The 16,326-nt window shown below is 68.7% G+C and carries 15 protein-coding genes and 1 rRNA gene; 8 read left to right on the top strand and 8 right to left on the bottom strand.

Annotation, left to right across the window (positions count from 1 at the left end; translation table 11 throughout):
* Positions 1–74, top strand: a 5S ribosomal RNA gene (gene rrf, locus JOL79_RS35970); the annotation flags it as partial.
* 640 nt (positions 75–714) lie between these two features.
* On the top strand, positions 715–1,095 hold the full coding sequence (locus JOL79_RS17570) for a cell division protein SepF (protein ID WP_210156895.1): 381 nt from the start codon (positions 715–717) through the stop codon (positions 1,093–1,095).
* 173 nt (positions 1,096–1,268) lie between these two features.
* Here JOL79_RS17570 and JOL79_RS17565 read toward each other — a convergent pair whose 3' ends face one another.
* The 4 genes from JOL79_RS17565 to JOL79_RS35465 form a co-directional block, all read right to left on the bottom strand.
* A complete protein-coding gene (locus JOL79_RS17565) occupies positions 1,269–2,651 on the bottom strand; it encodes a hypothetical protein (RefSeq protein ID WP_210156921.1) in 1,383 nt (460 codons plus the stop codon).
* 106 nt (positions 2,652–2,757) lie between these two features.
* Positions 2,758–4,479, bottom strand: a complete 1,722-nt coding sequence (gene argS / locus JOL79_RS17560; protein ID WP_210156894.1) for an arginine--tRNA ligase — start codon at positions 4,477–4,479, stop codon at positions 2,758–2,760.
* Positions 4,480–4,546: 67 nt separating this feature from the next.
* On the bottom strand, positions 4,547–5,575 hold the full coding sequence (gene plsX / locus JOL79_RS17555) for a phosphate acyltransferase PlsX (protein ID WP_210156893.1): 1,029 nt from the start codon (positions 5,573–5,575) through the stop codon (positions 4,547–4,549).
* 50 nt (positions 5,576–5,625) lie between these two features.
* Positions 5,626–6,222: a DUF1707 SHOCT-like domain-containing protein gene (locus tag JOL79_RS35465; RefSeq protein WP_210156892.1), complete on the bottom strand. Its 597-nt coding sequence runs from the start codon at positions 6,220–6,222 to the stop codon at positions 5,626–5,628.
* Between the two features lie 399 nt (positions 6,223–6,621).
* Here JOL79_RS35465 and JOL79_RS17545 point away from each other — a divergent pair, with 399 nt between their 5' ends.
* Positions 6,622–7,584 (top strand): hypothetical protein, encoded by a 963-nt coding sequence (locus JOL79_RS17545; RefSeq protein ID WP_210156891.1) that lies wholly within the window; start codon positions 6,622–6,624, stop codon positions 7,582–7,584.
* 69 nt (positions 7,585–7,653) lie between these two features.
* Here the strand turns inward: JOL79_RS17545 and JOL79_RS17540 are convergent, their stop codons facing one another.
* The 4 genes from JOL79_RS17540 to JOL79_RS17525 all read right to left on the bottom strand — a co-directional run bounded on the left by JOL79_RS17540 (position 7,654) and on the right by JOL79_RS17525 (position 10,173).
* The gene (locus JOL79_RS17540) at positions 7,654–7,854 is read right to left on the bottom strand and encodes a hypothetical protein (protein WP_210156890.1); all 201 of its coding nucleotides are present in this window, start codon (positions 7,852–7,854) and stop codon (positions 7,654–7,656) included.
* A 61-nt stretch (positions 7,855–7,915) separates the two neighbouring features.
* Complete coding sequence (locus JOL79_RS17535) at positions 7,916–8,452, bottom strand: YbhB/YbcL family Raf kinase inhibitor-like protein (RefSeq protein WP_210156889.1); 537 nt, start codon at positions 8,450–8,452, stop codon at positions 7,916–7,918.
* 22 nt (positions 8,453–8,474) lie between these two features.
* Positions 8,475–9,266, bottom strand: a complete 792-nt coding sequence (locus JOL79_RS17530; protein ID WP_230984985.1) for an ABC transporter ATP-binding protein — start codon at positions 9,264–9,266, stop codon at positions 8,475–8,477.
* Position 9,267: 1 nt separating this feature from the next.
* A complete protein-coding gene (locus JOL79_RS17525) occupies positions 9,268–10,173 on the bottom strand; it encodes an ABC transporter permease (protein WP_210156887.1) in 906 nt (301 codons plus the stop codon).
* Between the two features lie 396 nt (positions 10,174–10,569).
* Between JOL79_RS17525 and JOL79_RS17520 the strand changes: the two genes are divergently transcribed.
* The 5 genes from JOL79_RS17520 to JOL79_RS17500 all read left to right on the top strand — a co-directional run bounded on the left by JOL79_RS17520 (position 10,570) and on the right by JOL79_RS17500 (position 16,305).
* Complete coding sequence (locus JOL79_RS17520; protein ID WP_210156886.1) at positions 10,570–12,267, top strand: peptide ABC transporter substrate-binding protein; 1,698 nt, start codon at positions 10,570–10,572, stop codon at positions 12,265–12,267.
* A 122-nt stretch (positions 12,268–12,389) separates the two neighbouring features.
* Positions 12,390–13,316, top strand: a complete 927-nt coding sequence (locus JOL79_RS17515; RefSeq protein ID WP_210156885.1) for an ABC transporter permease — start codon at positions 12,390–12,392, stop codon at positions 13,314–13,316.
* Positions 13,309–14,259: an ABC transporter permease gene (locus JOL79_RS17510; RefSeq protein ID WP_210156884.1), complete on the top strand. Its 951-nt coding sequence runs from the start codon at positions 13,309–13,311 to the stop codon at positions 14,257–14,259. Before JOL79_RS17515 ends, JOL79_RS17510 begins: the two co-directional genes overlap by 8 nt.
* Before the next feature lie 14 nt (positions 14,260–14,273).
* Entirely contained in the window at positions 14,274–15,305 is a 1,032-nt protein-coding gene (locus tag JOL79_RS17505) for an ABC transporter ATP-binding protein (protein ID WP_210156883.1), read from the top strand.
* Complete coding sequence (locus tag JOL79_RS17500) at positions 15,289–16,305, top strand: ABC transporter ATP-binding protein (RefSeq protein ID WP_210156882.1); 1,017 nt, start codon at positions 15,289–15,291, stop codon at positions 16,303–16,305. The genes JOL79_RS17505 and JOL79_RS17500 overlap by 17 nt, the downstream gene beginning before the upstream one ends.
* Positions 16,306–16,326 lie beyond the last annotated feature (21 nt).

Genomic DNA, 16,326 nt, shown 5'->3' with positions numbered 1-16,326 from the left:
ACCCGGAAGTTAAGCCTTCCAGCGCCGATGGTACTGCACTGGGGACGGTGTGGGAGAGTAGGACGCCGCCGGACAATTTTTGTGGGGGGCCACCCTGTTTGGGGTGGCCCTTCATGTTTTGTGTGTGGGGTTTTTGTGCGTGTGGTGGGGGTCGCCGGTTGGCGGCCCCCTTTTTTGTTGGAACGGCGCGCCTTATCGGAACGGCGCGCCATAGAGGCAGTCGCGTGCGAAGCGGCCGGCTGGTCGCGCGGGCTCGTCGTCGACCACTCGTGTGTCGAACGCTCGTGTACGGCCGGTTCGTCTCCCTCGCGCAGCTCCTCCGACCCTCGACCCTGCGACTTGCCTCACCTCCAGGTGGAGCACCTTTCACTCTGGCGCTCCCCTCTCGCGGCCTCCTCGGGGGGTGAACATCGGTGGCCAACGCCCGCGGCGACAGCCGATGTGGGGCGGCCACGGCCGGGGCGCGGAAGCGGAAAGAGGCCGATTTCACGATTTATGTTTGGCTGACGCGGAAAGTGGGTAAAGCCGTTCAAAGTTATCCTTGGAAGGGCTCCACGAAATCGACGACGGCCATGCATGGGCTCCGCCTCGACATTGACGCGCCAAAAACAATTAAATGGCCGGGCGTGTCGTCTGGGTCTGGCTGAGCCGTCGATTACGGTCCCTCGTATCGGGACACGCCCGGACAAGGACAAGCCGGAAAAGGACGAGCCGATGGGGGCAGTGCGCAAGGTGGCGAGCTACCTTGGCCTGAGCGGGGCCGAGCAGTACGACGAGGACTACGGCGACGACGACTACACAGACGACTGGATGCCGGCGGCGGAGCGAGCAGCGAAGCGCTGGCAGAACTCTGGGGAGCCGGCTCGGATCGTGATGGTCCGACCTCGTAAGTACGACGACGCCCTCACCATCGGCCGGCATTTCCGCGAGGGCCACACCGTGGTGATGGACGTGGTCGGCATGTCTACTGCGGAGGCGACCCGGATGGTCGACTTCGCCGCCGGTCTGGCCTACGGCTGTGAAGGCCGAATCGAACGCATCGCGGACAAGGTCTTCCTGATCACACCGGCGAGTGTCGAGGTGTCCCAGGCCTGAGGCCGAGCGCGTGCCGGGTCGAGCCGTCCTGTCCGGGACGCCCGGCCCGGCTTTTTGGCGTCGTCAGCGTGTCGCACCGCGGCTCTGCCCAGCCAGTCGCCCGACGCGTAGCCCCACTGTCGCCATCAGTGTGGCGTCGGAGACTCTCTCAGGACGGCTCAGGGAAAGCCTGGTCAGGCGGCCCGGGGGCCGCGGCGCAGGAGCCGGGTGAGCTCCGTCAGGTCCTCCTCGGCGGCCCTGGCGCGCTCATGTGATTCTCTGGCGTACTCGTGCAGCGCCCAGACGGCCTTCTCCGCCTCCTCGGCCAGTTGCCCGGCCCGCGACTGCACGAATCTGACGTCGGCGTGCTCCTGCGTGCGGTGCTGCCAGAGCCGGAACCCGCCGAATGCGCCCACCGCCAGCCCCACCACAGCGAGCGGCAGGGACGTGACGAAGCCGACGCCGAACACCACAACCGCCAGGACGAGCAGCACGTAGGCAAGCCACGGACGGCCGCGTCGCGGCACGCACTCGGCGACGATCCGCTGTTCGGCGGCGGCCATGGACGCCTGGTCCGGGCCCTCCGGCCGCAGCTTGATCTGGTAGCTCAGGACCGGCACGGTCACCTCGTCCGGAGGCTCCTGCCGTACGAGCTCCAGGAGCGACTCCGCCGCGGCCTTCACGGCGGGCGCCGCCACGTGGAGCGCGAGCGCCGCGAGATGCGGGTCGGCCTCCGGACGAACGTCATGGAGGAGGTGGGCGCTGAGCGAGCTGAGCGGCCCCTCAGGACCGCCCTGGCCGACCAGCGACCGCAGGACGGCCAGCGGCTCGGCCTCCGGCCAGATGTTCCCCGTGGCGACCTCGCTGATCTGCCCCGGAGCACGGCTGGTGGTGATCGCTTCGCAGCGTTCGCGAAGCCGGCGGAGCTGGGCGGAGGCGAGGATCGAGCGCTGGATCTCGGGGACCGCGGCCAACTCGGGAACCGGCTCCAGCGACGGCGGCGGAGGCGCCGTCTCCGCGGGAAGACCGGAGTCGCCGGAAGGGCTTGAAAAACCCGGGACGCCGGAGTCGCCGGAGGCGGCGGGGACATCGGAGACGAGAGCCCTCAGCCACTGGTCGTCCTGCGGCGGCACGGCAACCGCGTCCAGTTTCCGCAGCACGAAGATCTTGCCCACCGGTCCGTACGCGCCCCGCGCCGCGGCGAGCCACAGGGCGCGCTGCCCGGACGTCACCGGGGCGTCCTCGGCGAGTTCGCCGAACGCCGTGCCGAGCCATGAGGCGTGGATGCGGTCACCGTGGCCGCAGACGGCCAGCGCGAGGCACAGGAACAGCGCGGTGCGGCGCTCGTCGAGCTGGGCGGCGAGCGCCAGCGGCTCAAGCGCGTCCCTGCCGGACAGGATGAGCACGAGTGCCTCGACGGCGGGCCCCAGCCAGTAATCCGGCACGTCGGTCACACCTGGCGGCAACTCGGGCGGGCTGCCCTCGGCGGCCAGGTTGACGAGCAGTGCCTCGGCGTAGCGGTGCAGTTCCGTCGCGTCGGCCAGTTCTCCAGGCTCCGGACTGGTGGTCAGGTCCATGCTCACGCGGAACGCTCCCCGAGGGATCGGCTGGCACTCCCTTGACCGCGCCAGCCTAGGGGCTTGGTCCCGCCCGGGCGGCGCAGGCGCGCCGGTCGGGACCCGCTCACATGCGCTCGGGGACTTCGATGCCGAGCAGGTCGAGGCCCTGCAGCAGCACCCGCAGCGTCAGCGCCGACAACGCGAGACGCGACTGCCGAACGGACTCGTCGTCGGCCTTCAGCACCGGGCAGCTCTCGTAGAACGAGGTGAACGCCTGGGCGAGGTCGAACAGGTAGTTGCACAGCCGGTGCGGCTCGGAGAGGTCGGCCACGGCGCCGACGACGGCGCCGAAGCCGAGCAGCTGCAGCGCGAGCGCGCGCTCCGCCGCGTGACCCAGCAGGATCGGCCCCGTCACGGACGCCGGGTCGATCGAGCCGTTGCGGAAGATCGACCGGATGCGGGCCGTGGCGTACTGCAGGTACGGCCCGGTGTTGCCGGTCAGCGCGAGCATGCGGTCGAAGTCGAAGACATACTCACTGTCGTGGCTGACCGACAGGTCGGCGTACTTCACCGCGCCCATGCCGACCTGCCGCGCGATCTGCCTGCGGACCGCCGGGTCGTAGCCGCGGTCGGCGATGACGGCCTCGGCTCGGCTGACGGCCTCCTCCAGCAGCTCGGTCAGCTTGACCGACGCCCCGCTCCGGGTCTTGAACATCTTGCCGTCGCTGCCAAGGACGCTGCCGATCTGGACGTGCTCGGCGCGGGTGTCGTCGTGGAGCCAGCCCGCCATCCGGGCGGCCGCGAAGACCATCTGGAAGTGGAGTGACTGGGTCGCGCCAACGACGTAGAGGATGCGGTCGGCCTTGAGGTCGCGCACCCGGTAGCGGATCGCGGCCAGGTCGGTGGTGGCGTAGCCGTACCCGCCGTCGCTCTTGCGGATGATGAGCGGCAGCGGCTCGTCGTCGCGCCCGGTGAAGCCGGGCGGGAACACGCAGAGCGCGCCCTCGCTGATCTCGGCGACTCCCGCGTGCTCCAGCTCCTCGCAGACGTCGGCCAGCATGGGGTTGTACATGCTCTCGCCGGCGATGTCGTCGTCGGCGAGGGTGACGCCGAGCATGGTGTATACGTGGTTGAAGTAACGCTTGGTGTACTCGATGAACTCGTGCCACAGGCGGAGCGTGCCGGGGTCGCCGCCCTGCAGCAGCGGAACCCGCCTGCGCGACCGCTCCTCGAAGCTCGGGTCGGTGTCGAACTTGTGGCGGGCCTCCTGGTAGAAGGCGTTGCCGTCACCGGCGGCCAGCCTGCCGAGGGCCTCCTCCTCGCCGATGTCGATCAGGTGCTCGATGAGCATGCCGAACGGCGTGCCCCAGTCGCCGAGATGGTTCTGCCGGATGACCCGGTCGCCCAGGCGCTCGTGGGTGCGGGCCAGGGTGTCGCCGACGATCGTGGTGCGCAGGTGGCCGACGTGCATCTCCTTCGCCGCGTTCGGCGCGGAGTAGTCGATGACGACGGTGTGCGGCGCGCGCTGCGGCACGCCCAGGTGATCGTCTCCCAGCTGCCGGGCCGCCTGATCGGCGATCCAGGCGTCGCTGAGTGTGAGGTTGAGGAAGCCGGGGCCGCTGACCTCGACCGACACGCCGTCGGTGTCGAGTGCGTCGGCGACCGCCTGGGCGACCTCCCGCGGGGCACGTCGGAGCCGCTTGCCCAGGCTGAGCGCGACGTTCGCCTGATAGTCGGCGAACTGTGAGGGCCTGATCAGCGGATCTTCGGTGGCGTACTCAGCGCCGAAGGCGGCGGCCAGCGCCTGCTGGACGCGCCCGGCGAGCACGAGCTGCGGGTCGGTCATGCGCCAAGCTTATCGGCGGCCGCATCTGCCTGCCGTTCGGTAAAACGTCACGACAGATCCACGAACGTCACCACAGGCGATGCGATTTCGGCGCAGCGGCGATCCGGTCGCCGATCCTGGCCACGATTCCCTGCGCCGACAGGCGGGCGGCCAGATCGCAGGCCGCCGCGATCCCGCGGGCGTGCGACGAGCCGTGCGCGATCACCAGCGTCCCGGTGAGGCCGAGCAGCACGGCCCCGCCGTACGCCTCGGGGTCGAGCCGGTCGGCCAGTTCCCGCAGGCGGCCGCGCTGCAGCAGCCCGCCGAGCCGTGCGAGCGGGCTCTCGCCGATGGCCTCCCTGAACTGCCCGAAGGTGTAGCGGACGGTGCCCTCCAGGGTCTTGAGGGCGACGTTTCCGGTGAAACCGTCGGAGACCACGACGTCGACCTTCCCGGTGAGGAGGTCGTGGCCCTCGACGTTTCCGGCGAAGTCGATGCCGGGGGCCGCGGCGATGAGCTCGTGGGCCCGCTTGGCCACCTTGTTGCCCTTCTCCGCCTCGGATCCGATCGTCAGCAGCCCCACCCGGGGCTGCGCGATGCCCAGCCCCACCTCGGCGTACGCGATGCCCAGATGGGCGAACTGCACGAGCATCTCCGGCTTGGCGTCGGCCGTCGCCCCCGCGTCCAGCAGCACCGTGGGCCGGGGCCGGGTGGGGAGGGTCACCGCGATCGCGGGGCGCAGCACTCCCTGCTGGGCGCGCAGGCGCAGCCGCCCGGTGGTGACGGCTCCGGCGGTGGAACCGGCGGAAACCACGGCGGCCGCGTCGCCGCGCCGGACGAGATGGCAGGCCACGGCGATGCTCGACTTCGGCCGGCGCAGGCTGGCCAGCGCGCCCTCGTCCATGGCGAGCGCCTCCTCGGCCCGCACGATGGGGATCTCAGCTCCCGCGTCGTGAGCGGCGAGTGCCTGCTGCAACACCCGTGGCTGCCCGACCAGGACGACGGGCACGCCTCGTTCTCTGACCGCCTGTACGGCTCCCGCCACGATCTCGGCGGGCGCGTTGTCACCGCCCATGGCGTCGAGCGCCACAGGCAGCGCACGGCCGCCGGGTTGCATGGCCGAATACTAGGTCGTGTCCACCGCAGCTCACGCCAGGGCGGCTGCGGTCAGATGACGATGTGCCCGTGGACGAATCCCCCGGGGATGTCTCCGCGGTGGACCACGACCTTGCTGAAACGGGCCGTCCCGGTGATGCGGACGGTCGCGCCGTCGCCGTCACTGCCGCCGGTCACTGACCGCTTGGCGAACAGGGCGCTGCCCTCGTCGACGACCCTGACCGACGGCGGCACCATCACGATGAGCTTGCCGCAGAAGGCGTTCAGTTCGAGCGTGACCTCCCGGCCGGGAAGGACGGCGTCGCTCAGATCGACGATCAGAGCTCCGAACGTGGAGTTGAGCTCGGTGTGCCGCCCGACGACCCAGCGGCCCCTACGTATGATCTTGCTGAAGACGGCCGCGACCCGGTGCCGCTCCATGCTCGGCACGGACGCGGGGCGGCTCACCGCCGGCAGGTCCTTGACCAGGGGGACCAGGTCGCCGAGTGTCACGGCGGAGTAGGTCGCGTCGAGCCTGTCCGCGTGCTCGGCGCTGGTCAGCCTGCCGGTCGCCAGCGCCTCGCTGAGAACCGCCGCGATGTTGTCGCGGTCGGCGTCGGAGGCGCGCTGGGTGGGGTCGTCGCCCTCGTAAGGCGTGAGGGAAGTCACCCCGACAGGGTAGCCCGAATGCGATATGTCGCGAAAGGGTGGGGCGGCCGCCGGAGGTGGCGCCCCCGCCGCGCGCGGCCGGTGGGTTCTCCTCGGCGGCGCGTTGCTAAAAGCGAGCGGAAAAATCTCGGGCGCGACCTGGCGTCATGTTTACCGTGCCTTTCTCCGGCAGGGGGTGTGGGGTGACCGCTGGGTGGCGCTGCAGCGCCTGATATCCGGACTTTCCCGATCCCTGAGTGTCGGGTTGCCCGGCCCTGACGGGCAATCGGGCCTGGCAAAGGGGTGATAGAAATGCCGTCGTCTTTGTCGGCGCATGCGTCCGACGCACGGGGGTTCTTGGGTTCGTCATTCCCACTCTCGTGAAAAGGAATATGAACCGGGGGCAAGTTAATGAAACGAGTGGTTAGGACAGCCGTCGTCGCCGTCGCGATCGGCATCGCCGGTATGTTCGCCGTGCCCGCTCAGGCCGACGTGTGCGCCCAGGCGTGCACCGACAGCAGGGTCGTGGCGGTGGCCAACCTTCTGGCCGATCTGCAGGCGGGCGCGGTGGCGGGGGCCACGGCCGGAGCCGACGCGCAGGCGGCCGCCGTCGTCGGGCTGGCGGTGAACCTGACCGCCGACCTCAGGGCCGATCTCGTCGCCGTCGCCAACCTCGCCGGCACCACGACCGCGAACCTCTCCGCGAACGCCAACGTCCAGCTGGCCGCGGCCGCCGACCTGGCCGCGGACATCGTCGCCAGGGCGAACGCCACCATCAGCGCGAACGTGGTGGCCAGGCTGGAGGCGCACCTCCGCGCCGTCCTCGTCGCCGCCGCGAACGTCAACGCGAACGTGAACGCCGTCGTCGGCGCCAAGGCGAACGCCGTCGCGGGCGCCGCCGCCCAGGCCGGCGCACCGGTCGTCGTCGCGAGCGGTCAGGCGGCGAGCACCGCGCAGGCGGCCGCGACGGCCGTCGCCGCGGTGGGGGCCACGGCGCACGCGAGTCTCGGCCTCACCGCCCGCATCAGGGCGCTGCTCAACCTGAACGGCGCCGTCGCGGCGACGGGCAGCAGCGCCGGCGGCCTGCTCGCGCTGATGCCCTGCGACACTCCGGCCAACGGGGCGGCCACCGCGGCCGTCACCGCCGCGGCCGACGTCACCGCCCACGCGAACGCGGGCGTCCACGGCGCGGCCGACGCGGCCGCGAACACCGCGTCTGGTCCTGTCACCACGGCGACCCAGACCGGCAGCCAGACCGCCCAGACCGCCAGCTCCTCGACGGCCACGGCCGACGCCAACGCGTCGAGCGTCACCTCCAGCCTCCCCTCCACGGTCTCCGGCCTCGCCCCCAGGAGCGCGAGCGCTCCCGGCTCCGGGAGCTGACCCCCGGAGCTGACGTGGACACCACGTGAAGACGCTGAACGGCCGGCGCCCCGTCGAGGGCGCCGGCCGTCAGTTCGTTGTGTTCACGGCGACAGGGGGTTTTCTCACCCGGGACGCCGCGGTGCGCAGGTGTGTGCGCCTGGCTATCTGGGCCTGCAGCCGGGCCATCTGCCAGTGCAGGTCCATGAGCTGCTCGGTGATGGTCCCGAGCGGCAGCTCCGAGGGATCTTCGGCGGCCAGGTTGTCGATCGCCGTCGCCAGGTCGCTCATCCCGCCCCTCCCTGTGTCGAATCTCTGTTCGAAGCATAGTGGCAGGGCGGGCTCGGTGGTATCAGGTTTCGTACACCGGAGCGATGTAGCCGCGGGCGAGTGTGTTGGCGGTGACGTTGAAGCCGACCACGGCCGGCGGTGCGTCGCCGTCCAGGCCCAGCTTCTCGACGCCGAGGGCGTGCACCGCGAAGAGATAACGGTGCGGGAATCCGGGCGGCGGGGCGGCTCCGTCGTATCTCTTGTTCCCGAAGTCGTTGCGGGCGTGCTGGGCGCCCTCGGGCAGGCCCTTGAAGTCGGGGGCCGATCCGGCCCCCGTGGGCAGCTCGGTGACGTCGGCCGGGATGTCGAACAGCACCCAGTGCCAGAAGCCGCTTCCGGTGGGGGCGTCCGGGTCGTAGCAGGTGACCGCGTAGCTCCTGGTGCCCTCGGGGGCGCCCGACCACCGCAGGTGCGGGGAGAGGTTCCGCCCGGTCATGCCCCAGTCGTCGAACACGTGGTCGTCGGGCTTGCGCTCGCCGTCGCGGACGTCGTCGCTCTCGACCGTCAGCGGCGGAACCGCGGGCAGATGGTCGTACGGAATCGGTGGCGGCGTGCGCATGTTCTGTCCTCCCGATCGTGGGTCATGCCTTGTTGTAGGCCTCCAGGACCTCCTGCGGGTCGCCCTCCATCTTGATCTTGCCCTTGTGCAGCCAGATGACCCGGTTGCAGGTCTCCTCGATCACGTCGAGGTTGTGGGCGACCAGGAAGACGGTGCCTGCGGATTCGCGCATCTGCATGATGCGTTCCTGGCTCTTGCGCTTGAAGTCGCGGTCGCCGGTGGCCAGCGCCTCGTCGATCAGCAGCACGTCGTGGGTCTTGGCGGAGGAGATCGCGAAACGCAGACGGGCGCCCATGCCGGAGGAGTAGGTCGACATGGGGAACTGCACGAACTCCCCGATGCCGGAGAAGTCGACGATCTCGTCGTACTTCGCCTGGACCTCGGCCGGCGACATGCCCATGGCGTAGCAGCCCAGCACGATGTTGCGCTCGCCGGTGAGCTCCTTCATCAGCGCCGCGTTGACGCCGAGGAGCGACGGCTGGCCGTCGGTGTAGACCGCGCCCTTGTGCGGGGGAAGGAGACCCGCGATGGCGCGCAGCAGGGTCGACTTGCCGGAGCCGTTGCGGCCGATGATGCCGATGGCCTCGCCGTGCCGCGCGACGAAGGACACGCCCTTGACGGCGTGGACCTCCTTCATCTGGGGACGTCCCTGGCGGCGGAGAACCCGCATCAGGGCGTTGGCGGCGTTGCCCTTCTCGGACTCGCTGGCCGCGCCGTAGACCTTGTAGACGATGTGGAGGTCGTCGACGATGACGGTCGGGGATCCGATCTCACTGTCTTCCTCCTGGGCCACCTGGGACTGCTCCTCGGTCAGCTCAGCCACGGCCGTACCTCTCCTCGGCGCGCCAGAAATACCAGAAGCCGGCGATCAGGGCGAACACCGCCCAGAAGATGCAGGTCGTCCAGGCCCACCGCTCGGGGAACCGGTCGTAGATGAGCAGGTCCCGCATGAACTCGATGTACGCCGCCGCCGGGTTGAACTCCAGGGCCCACCGCAGGATGTCCGGCAGGTGCTTGGTCTTGTCGCTGATCATGTAGAACACGCCCGAGGCGTAGAGCCACGTGCGCAGGATGAACGGCAGGAGCTGGTTGACGTCCCGGGCGAACGCGCCGACGCGGGCCATGAAGAGGCTCACGCCGAGGTTGAAGACCAACTGCATCAGCAGCGAGAGGGGGACGAGGACCCACAGCAGGGTCGGGGTCTCGCCGGTCACCAGGATCAGCGCGAGCAGCACGCCCATCGACCAGCCGAGCTGCTGCAGCTCCTGCATGGCGTACGCCAGCGGGAGCGAGGCCCGGGGAAAGTGGAGCGCGCGGATGAGCGACAGGTTGGAGGAGATCGACTTGGCGCCGCCGGTCACCGTCCGCTGGGTGAATGTGAAGACCATCACACCCGTTATGAGGAACGCCGGATAGTTGTCGATGCCTTTGTGCTGGTCGAGGATGATGCCGAACATCAGCCAGTAGACCGCTGCGTTGAGCAGGGGGGTCAGCACCTGCCACAGCTGTCCGAGAGCGGACTCGGAATACTTGGAGACGTTTCTCGACGTCGCGTACGTCAGGATGAAGTGCCGCCGGTCCCACAGTTGGCGCAGGTAGGCGGGCATGCTGGGGCGTGCGATGGCGCGTCGCAGCCCGTAACGCTGGGCGAGCGCGGCCAGCGACTCCGGGGCTCGGCCGCCCGCCTGGGCGTCCGCGAGCGCGGATTCCGGCTGGCTCATGGCATGGACTCTATTGGATGGAGGTCGGTGAGACGGCTGTCGCACCGGGCGTGGCTTCGACTTGGTCAAAGGTAGCCCACGGCGTCCTGGTATGGGGACTGCGGCACGGGTTCGAAGGTCAAGTAGGGGTCAAGAAGGTATGACCTAAGGCTAGATGTACATTTATAGGAGTTTTCGCACTGTCCAGGGTAGTTTGGGATCACCTCGCTGGAATGCGGTGTGACGCCCTACTGACGCGCGTGTGACCGAACTGCAACGCGCCAGAGACACCTCTGGTGCGTCCCGTAAGGGATGCTCGCGGACGACTGGCAGGACGTCAGCTGGTTTGACCGTGACCCGAAAAACGGGGGGTCGACCAGCGCGAACGCCCATCCTTAGAGGGAGGACCATTCCACTATGCGCGTGACTAAGGGCGCGAAGATCGCCGCCGGCACCGCGCTACTTGCGCTCGGGGTCGCCGCGTGCGGCGGGGGAAGCGGCGGCTCGAGCGGCGGCAGCGGAGGTGGCAGCGACAACCCTCGCGCCGCCTCCGGGACCGTTTACATCCGCGGTTGTGAGCCCCAGACCGGCTTTGTCCCCGGCAACATCAACGAGACCTGCGGTGGCACGATCAACGACTTCGTGTACAGCAAGCTCGTCAAGTTCAACTCCGACACCGCGGCGCCGGAGCTGGACGAGGCCGCCTCGATCGAGACGACCGACAACAAGGTCTGGACGATCAAGCTCAAGCCCGGCCTGAAGTGGACCGACGGTTCCCCGATCACGGCGAAGAACTACGTCGACGCGTGGAACTACACCGCGTACTCGCCGAACGGCCAGATCGGCTCCTCGTGGTTCGCCGACATCAAGGGCTTCGACAAGGTCAACACGGCTGACCCCGACGGCCCCGAGGGCCCGAAGCAGGCTCCGCAGCCCGAGACCGACAAGCTGTCCGGTCTCGAGGTCGTGGACGACCTGACCTTCAAGGTCACCCTGAACTCGCCCGTCGCGGTGTTCCGCACCAAGCTGGGCTACGTCACGTTCGCTCCGCTGCCCGAGTCCTTCTTCAAGGACCCCAAGGCGTTCGCGTCCAACCCCGTGACCAACGGCCCCTTCAAGTTCGTGAAGTGGGACCACAACTCGCAGATCATCGTGGCCGCGAACCCCGACTACGCGGGCACCGAGAAGCCCAAGGTCAAGCAGATCGTCTACAAGATGTACAAGGACGACGACGCGGCCTACGCCGACCTGCTGGCCAACAACCTCGACTTCACCGAGCTGATCCCGCCGTCGGCGCTCGCCGGCGACAAGTGGAAGGGCGACCTCGGCGACCGCGCCATCGAGGGCAAGCAGGGCACCGTCCAGACGATCACCTTCCCGCTGTACGACAAGGAGTTCGGCGGCAACGCCGACTTCCGTAAGGCGATCTCGCTGGCGATCGACCGGAAGACGATCACCGAGAAGATCTTCAACGGCGGCCGCTCGCCGATCGCCGCCTGGACGGCCCCGATCGTCGAGGGCTACAAGGAAGGCACCTGCGGCGACCTGTGCAACTACGACCCGACCCGGGCCAAGGACTTCCTGGCCAAGGCGAAGGCCGCGGGCTACACCCCGCCGAAGGAATTCCCGATCTGGTACAACGGCGACTCCGCGCACAAGGAGTGGGTGGACGCCACGGCCAACAGCATCAACCAGGCCTTCGGCCCCGACGCCGGGTTCACGGTCGTCGGCAAGGCGATCCCGACGTTCGCCGAGTTCCGTGACACCATCGTCCAGCACAAGATCAAGGGTCTTTTCCGTACGGGCTGGCAGATGGACTACCCGCACATCGAGGACTTCCTGAACCCGCAGTACAAGACGGGCGCCTCCTCGAACGACGCGGCGTACAGCAACAAGGCGGTTGACGAGAAGCTGCACGAGGCCGACACCTCGACCGACCCGCAGCAGGCCATCGCCAACTACCAGGCCGCCGAGACTATGCTGGCGCAGGACATGCCCGCGATTCCGCTGTGGTATTACGGGCTGCAGGCCGGCACCTCCAAGTGGGTGACGGGTGTGAAGGTTACGCCGTTCGGCGAGCTCGACCCGCTGTCCATCGCGATCAAGGAAGCCTAGGCTCCATTGCCCACCGAGGCCGGATCCCCAGCAGGGACCGGCCTCGGTGGCCGTCCACATCGCCTTCCCGCGCCGACCCGCGGGGGGCGTACACGACCTTCCGCGTCAGACTGGAGGTGCACATGGGCCGATACGCGATCCGGCGCCTGCTGCAACTCATACCCGTGCTGCTCGGCACCACGTTTCTCATCAACTACATGGTCTGGCAGCTCCCGGGCGACCCGTTCGCCGGCCGATGCGGCCAGCGCCCCTGCCCGGACGCCTATGTGAACGCCATGCGGTCGCAGTTCGGGCTCGATCAGCCCGTGCTCATCCAGTACTGGCACTTCCTCACAAACATGCTCACCGGCAACCTGGGCGTCGACTTCAACCAGGTGCCGGTCTCCACCACCCTCGGCGCGGCCTGGCCGATCACCATCCGGCTGGCCCTGATGGCCGTGGCCTTCGAGGCCGTCATCGGCATCGGCGCGGGCGTACTGTCCGGCCTCAAGCGCGGCGGCTTCACCGACAACATCGTGACGATCTCCACGCTGATCCTGTTGTCGCTCCCGGTCTTCGTCACCGGCTATCTCCTGCAGTGGATGCTCGGCGTGCAGCTGCACGTCGTCGAGCCCACGGTGTCGCCCGAGGCGCCGATCGACGAGCTGATCGTGCCCGCCCTCGTCCTCGCGAGCCTCAACATGGCGTTCACCGCCCGGCTCACCCGGACGAGCATCGTGGAGAATCTCCGCGCCGACTACGTTCGCACAGCAGTGGCCAAGGGCCTCACCAACCGGCGGGTCGTCGGCATCCACCTGCTGCGCAACTCGCTGATTCCCGTGCTGACCTTCCTCGGTACGGAGGTGGGCTCGCTCATGTCGGGCGCCATCATCACCGAGGGCATCTTCAACATCAACGGCATCGGCGGCATCCTGTGGCGGGCCATCACCGGTCAGGACTACACGATCGTGGTCCCGGTGACGTCGCTGCTGGTGCTCGTCTACCTGGTCTCCAACCTGCTCGTCGACCTCCTCTACGGCGTGCTCGACCCGAGGATCCGCTATGAGTGAACCGACAGTCACCCAGGACCTGATCCAGCACACCGAGCAGCCGACGGAGGCGCTCGCGGGCGTCCGGTCGAACCGTCCCCGCAGTCTGTGGCGGGACACCTGGGACATCCTGAAGCGCCGCCCGATCTTCTGGATCTCGCTGGCGCTGCTCGTGATGTTCCTGCTGATGGCGGCCTTCCCGAGCCTCTTCACGCACAAGGACCCCAGCTACGCCCAGCTGGCCAAGGGCATGGACCCGCCCAGCTCCGAGGCCTGGTTCGGCTACGACCTGCAGGGCCGCGACGTCTTCGCGCGCACCGTCTACGGCGCCCGCGCGTCCATCGTCGTCGGCGTCTCTGCGACGCTGCTCACCGTGCTGCTCGGGGGAGTCACCGGTGTGCTCGCCGCCTACTACTCGCGCTGGCTCGACGCGATCATCTCGCGGGTCGGCGAGATGTTCCTCGGCGTTCCGTACGTGCTGGGTGGCATCATCATCCTCGGCACGATCGCGCCCGCGCAGACCAGCCCCAACGAGGTCATGATCATGGCGGTCGTCGTGCTGGTGCTGGCCGTGCTGGGCTGGCCGATCCTCATGCGGATCGCCCGCTCGGCCGTTATCCAGGCGAAGCACCAGGACTACGTTCAGGCCGCCAGGGCGCTCGGAGCCGGTCCCATCCGGATCATCTTCAAGCACCTGCTGCCGAACTCGCTGGCGCCGATCCTCGTGTACTCCACGATCACCATCGGCAGCTACATCGGCGCCGAGGCGACCCTGTCGCTGCTCGGCATCGGCCTGCGGCCGCCGGTGATCTCGTGGGGTATCGCGATCGCCGACCACACGCGGTACATCCGGACCGGCGCGCACGCGATGCTGTTCCCCGCGCTGTTCCTGTCCCTGTGCGTGCTCACCTTCGTCATGCTGGGCGAGGCCGTGCGCGACGCCCTCGACCCCAAGCTTCGATAGAGGAGGCACAGAAAGTGGTTGAAGTGCTTTCCGAGCCAGGGAGCAGGGGCACGACCGGCGGCGCCCTGCTGGAGGTCGACAACCTCCACGTCGAGTTCCGCACCAGGGCGGGCGTGGCGAAGGCCGTCAACGGCGTCACCTACACGGTGGACGCGGGGGAGACCCTCGCCGTTCTGGGCGAGTCGGGTTCCGGCAAGAGCGTCACGGCCCAGACCATCATGGGCATCCTCGACATGCCGCCCGGGAAGATCACCGGAGGGGAGATCCGCTTCCGCGGGTCCGACCTGCTGAAGCTGCCGGAGGACCAGCGGCGGAAGATCCGCGGCGAGGGCATCTCCATGGTCTTCCAGGACGCGCTGTCGGCGCTGAACCCGGTGTTCCCGGTGGGCTGGCAGATCGCGGAGATGTTCCGCATGCACCGCGGCGCCTCCCGGTCGGACGCCAAGAAGAAGGCCGTCGAACTGATGGACCGCGTCCGGATCCCGGGCGCCAAGGACCGGGTCAACGACTTCCCGCACCAGTTCTCCGGCGGCATGCGTCAGCGCATCATGATCGCGATGGCCATCGCGCTCGACCCCGAGATCCTGATCGCGGACGAGCCCACCACGGCCCTCGACGTGACCGTCCAGGCGCAGATCATGGGACTGCTCGCGGAACTCCAGCGGGACAGCAACATGGGCCTGATCCTGATCACCCACGACCTCGGCGTCGTCGCCGACGTCGCGGACAAGATCGCGGTCATGTACGGCGGCCGCATCGTGGAGAACGCCCCGGTCCACGACCTGTACCGGAACCCGGCCCACCCCTACTCGAAGGGGCTGCTGGAGTCCATCCCCCGGGTGGACCTCAAGGGCCAGGAGCTGTACGCCATCAAGGGCACGCCGCCGAACCTGCTCGACATGCCCACCGGCTGCGCGTTCCATCCCCGCTGCCCCTACAAGCGGGACAACTGCGTGACCGACGTCCCCCCGCTCAACACCGTCAGCGGCACCCGCGGCAGCGCATGCCACTACTGGAGGGAGGTCATCGATGACAGCGCCAGCTGAGCCGATCCTCGAAGTCCGCGACCTGGTCAAGCACTTCCCGCTGACCCAGGGCATCGTCGTCAAGCGGCAGGTCGGCGCCATCAAGGCCGTCGACGGAGTCTCCCTCGACCTGCACCGCGGTGAGACGCTCGGCGTCGTCGGGGAGTCGGGCTGCGGCAAGTCGACGCTGGCCAAACTGCTGATGGCGCTGGAGCAACCGACGTCGGGCTCGGTGCGGATCAAGGGCAAGGACATCACCAAGACCAGAGGCGCCGAGCTCAAGCGGATGCGCCGCAACATCCAGATGGTGATGCAGGACCCGTACACCTCGCTGAACCCGCGGATGACCGTCGGCGACATCGTGGGCGAGCCCTTCGAGATCCACAAGGACGTGGTGCCCAAGGGCGGCCGGCGGCGCAAGGTCCAGGAACTGCTGGACGTGGTCGGCCTCAACCCCGACCACATCAACCGCTACCCGCACCAGTTCTCCGGCGGTCAGCGCCAGCGCATCGGCATCGCGCGGGGCCTGGCGCTCCAGCCTGAGATCATCATTTGCGACGAGCCGGTCTCGGCGCTCGACGTGTCGATCCAGGCGCAGGTCATGAACCTGCTGGAGCGGCTGCAGAGCGAGTTCAACCTGGCGTACATCTTCATCGCCCACGACCTGTCGGTGGTCCGCCACATCTCCGACCGGGTCGCGGTGATGTACCTGGGCAAGATTGTCGAGCTGGGCCGGGACGCGGACATCTACGAGCGGCCCACCCACCCGTACACGCAGGCATTGCTGTCGGCGGTGCCGGTGCCCAACCCGGAGGGCCGCGAGCAGAGGGAGCGGATCATCCTGCAGGGCGACCCGCCGTCGCCGGCCAACCCGCCGTCCGGATGCCGGTTCCGCACCCGTTGCTGGAAGGCGCAGGACATCTGCGCCGAGCAGGTGCCGCTGCTGCAGATCCGCGAGGGCAGCTCCCACCCCAGCGCGTGCCACTTCGCCGAGGTGAACGACGCGGTGGGCACACACTGATCCGTCCGGTCGCCAGGTGGC

Source organism: Microbispora oryzae, assembly GCF_017896165.1.
Taxonomy (GTDB): domain Bacteria; phylum Actinomycetota; class Actinomycetes; order Streptosporangiales; family Streptosporangiaceae; genus Microbispora; species Microbispora oryzae.
This window is presented reverse-complemented; position numbering and strand designations above follow the sequence as displayed.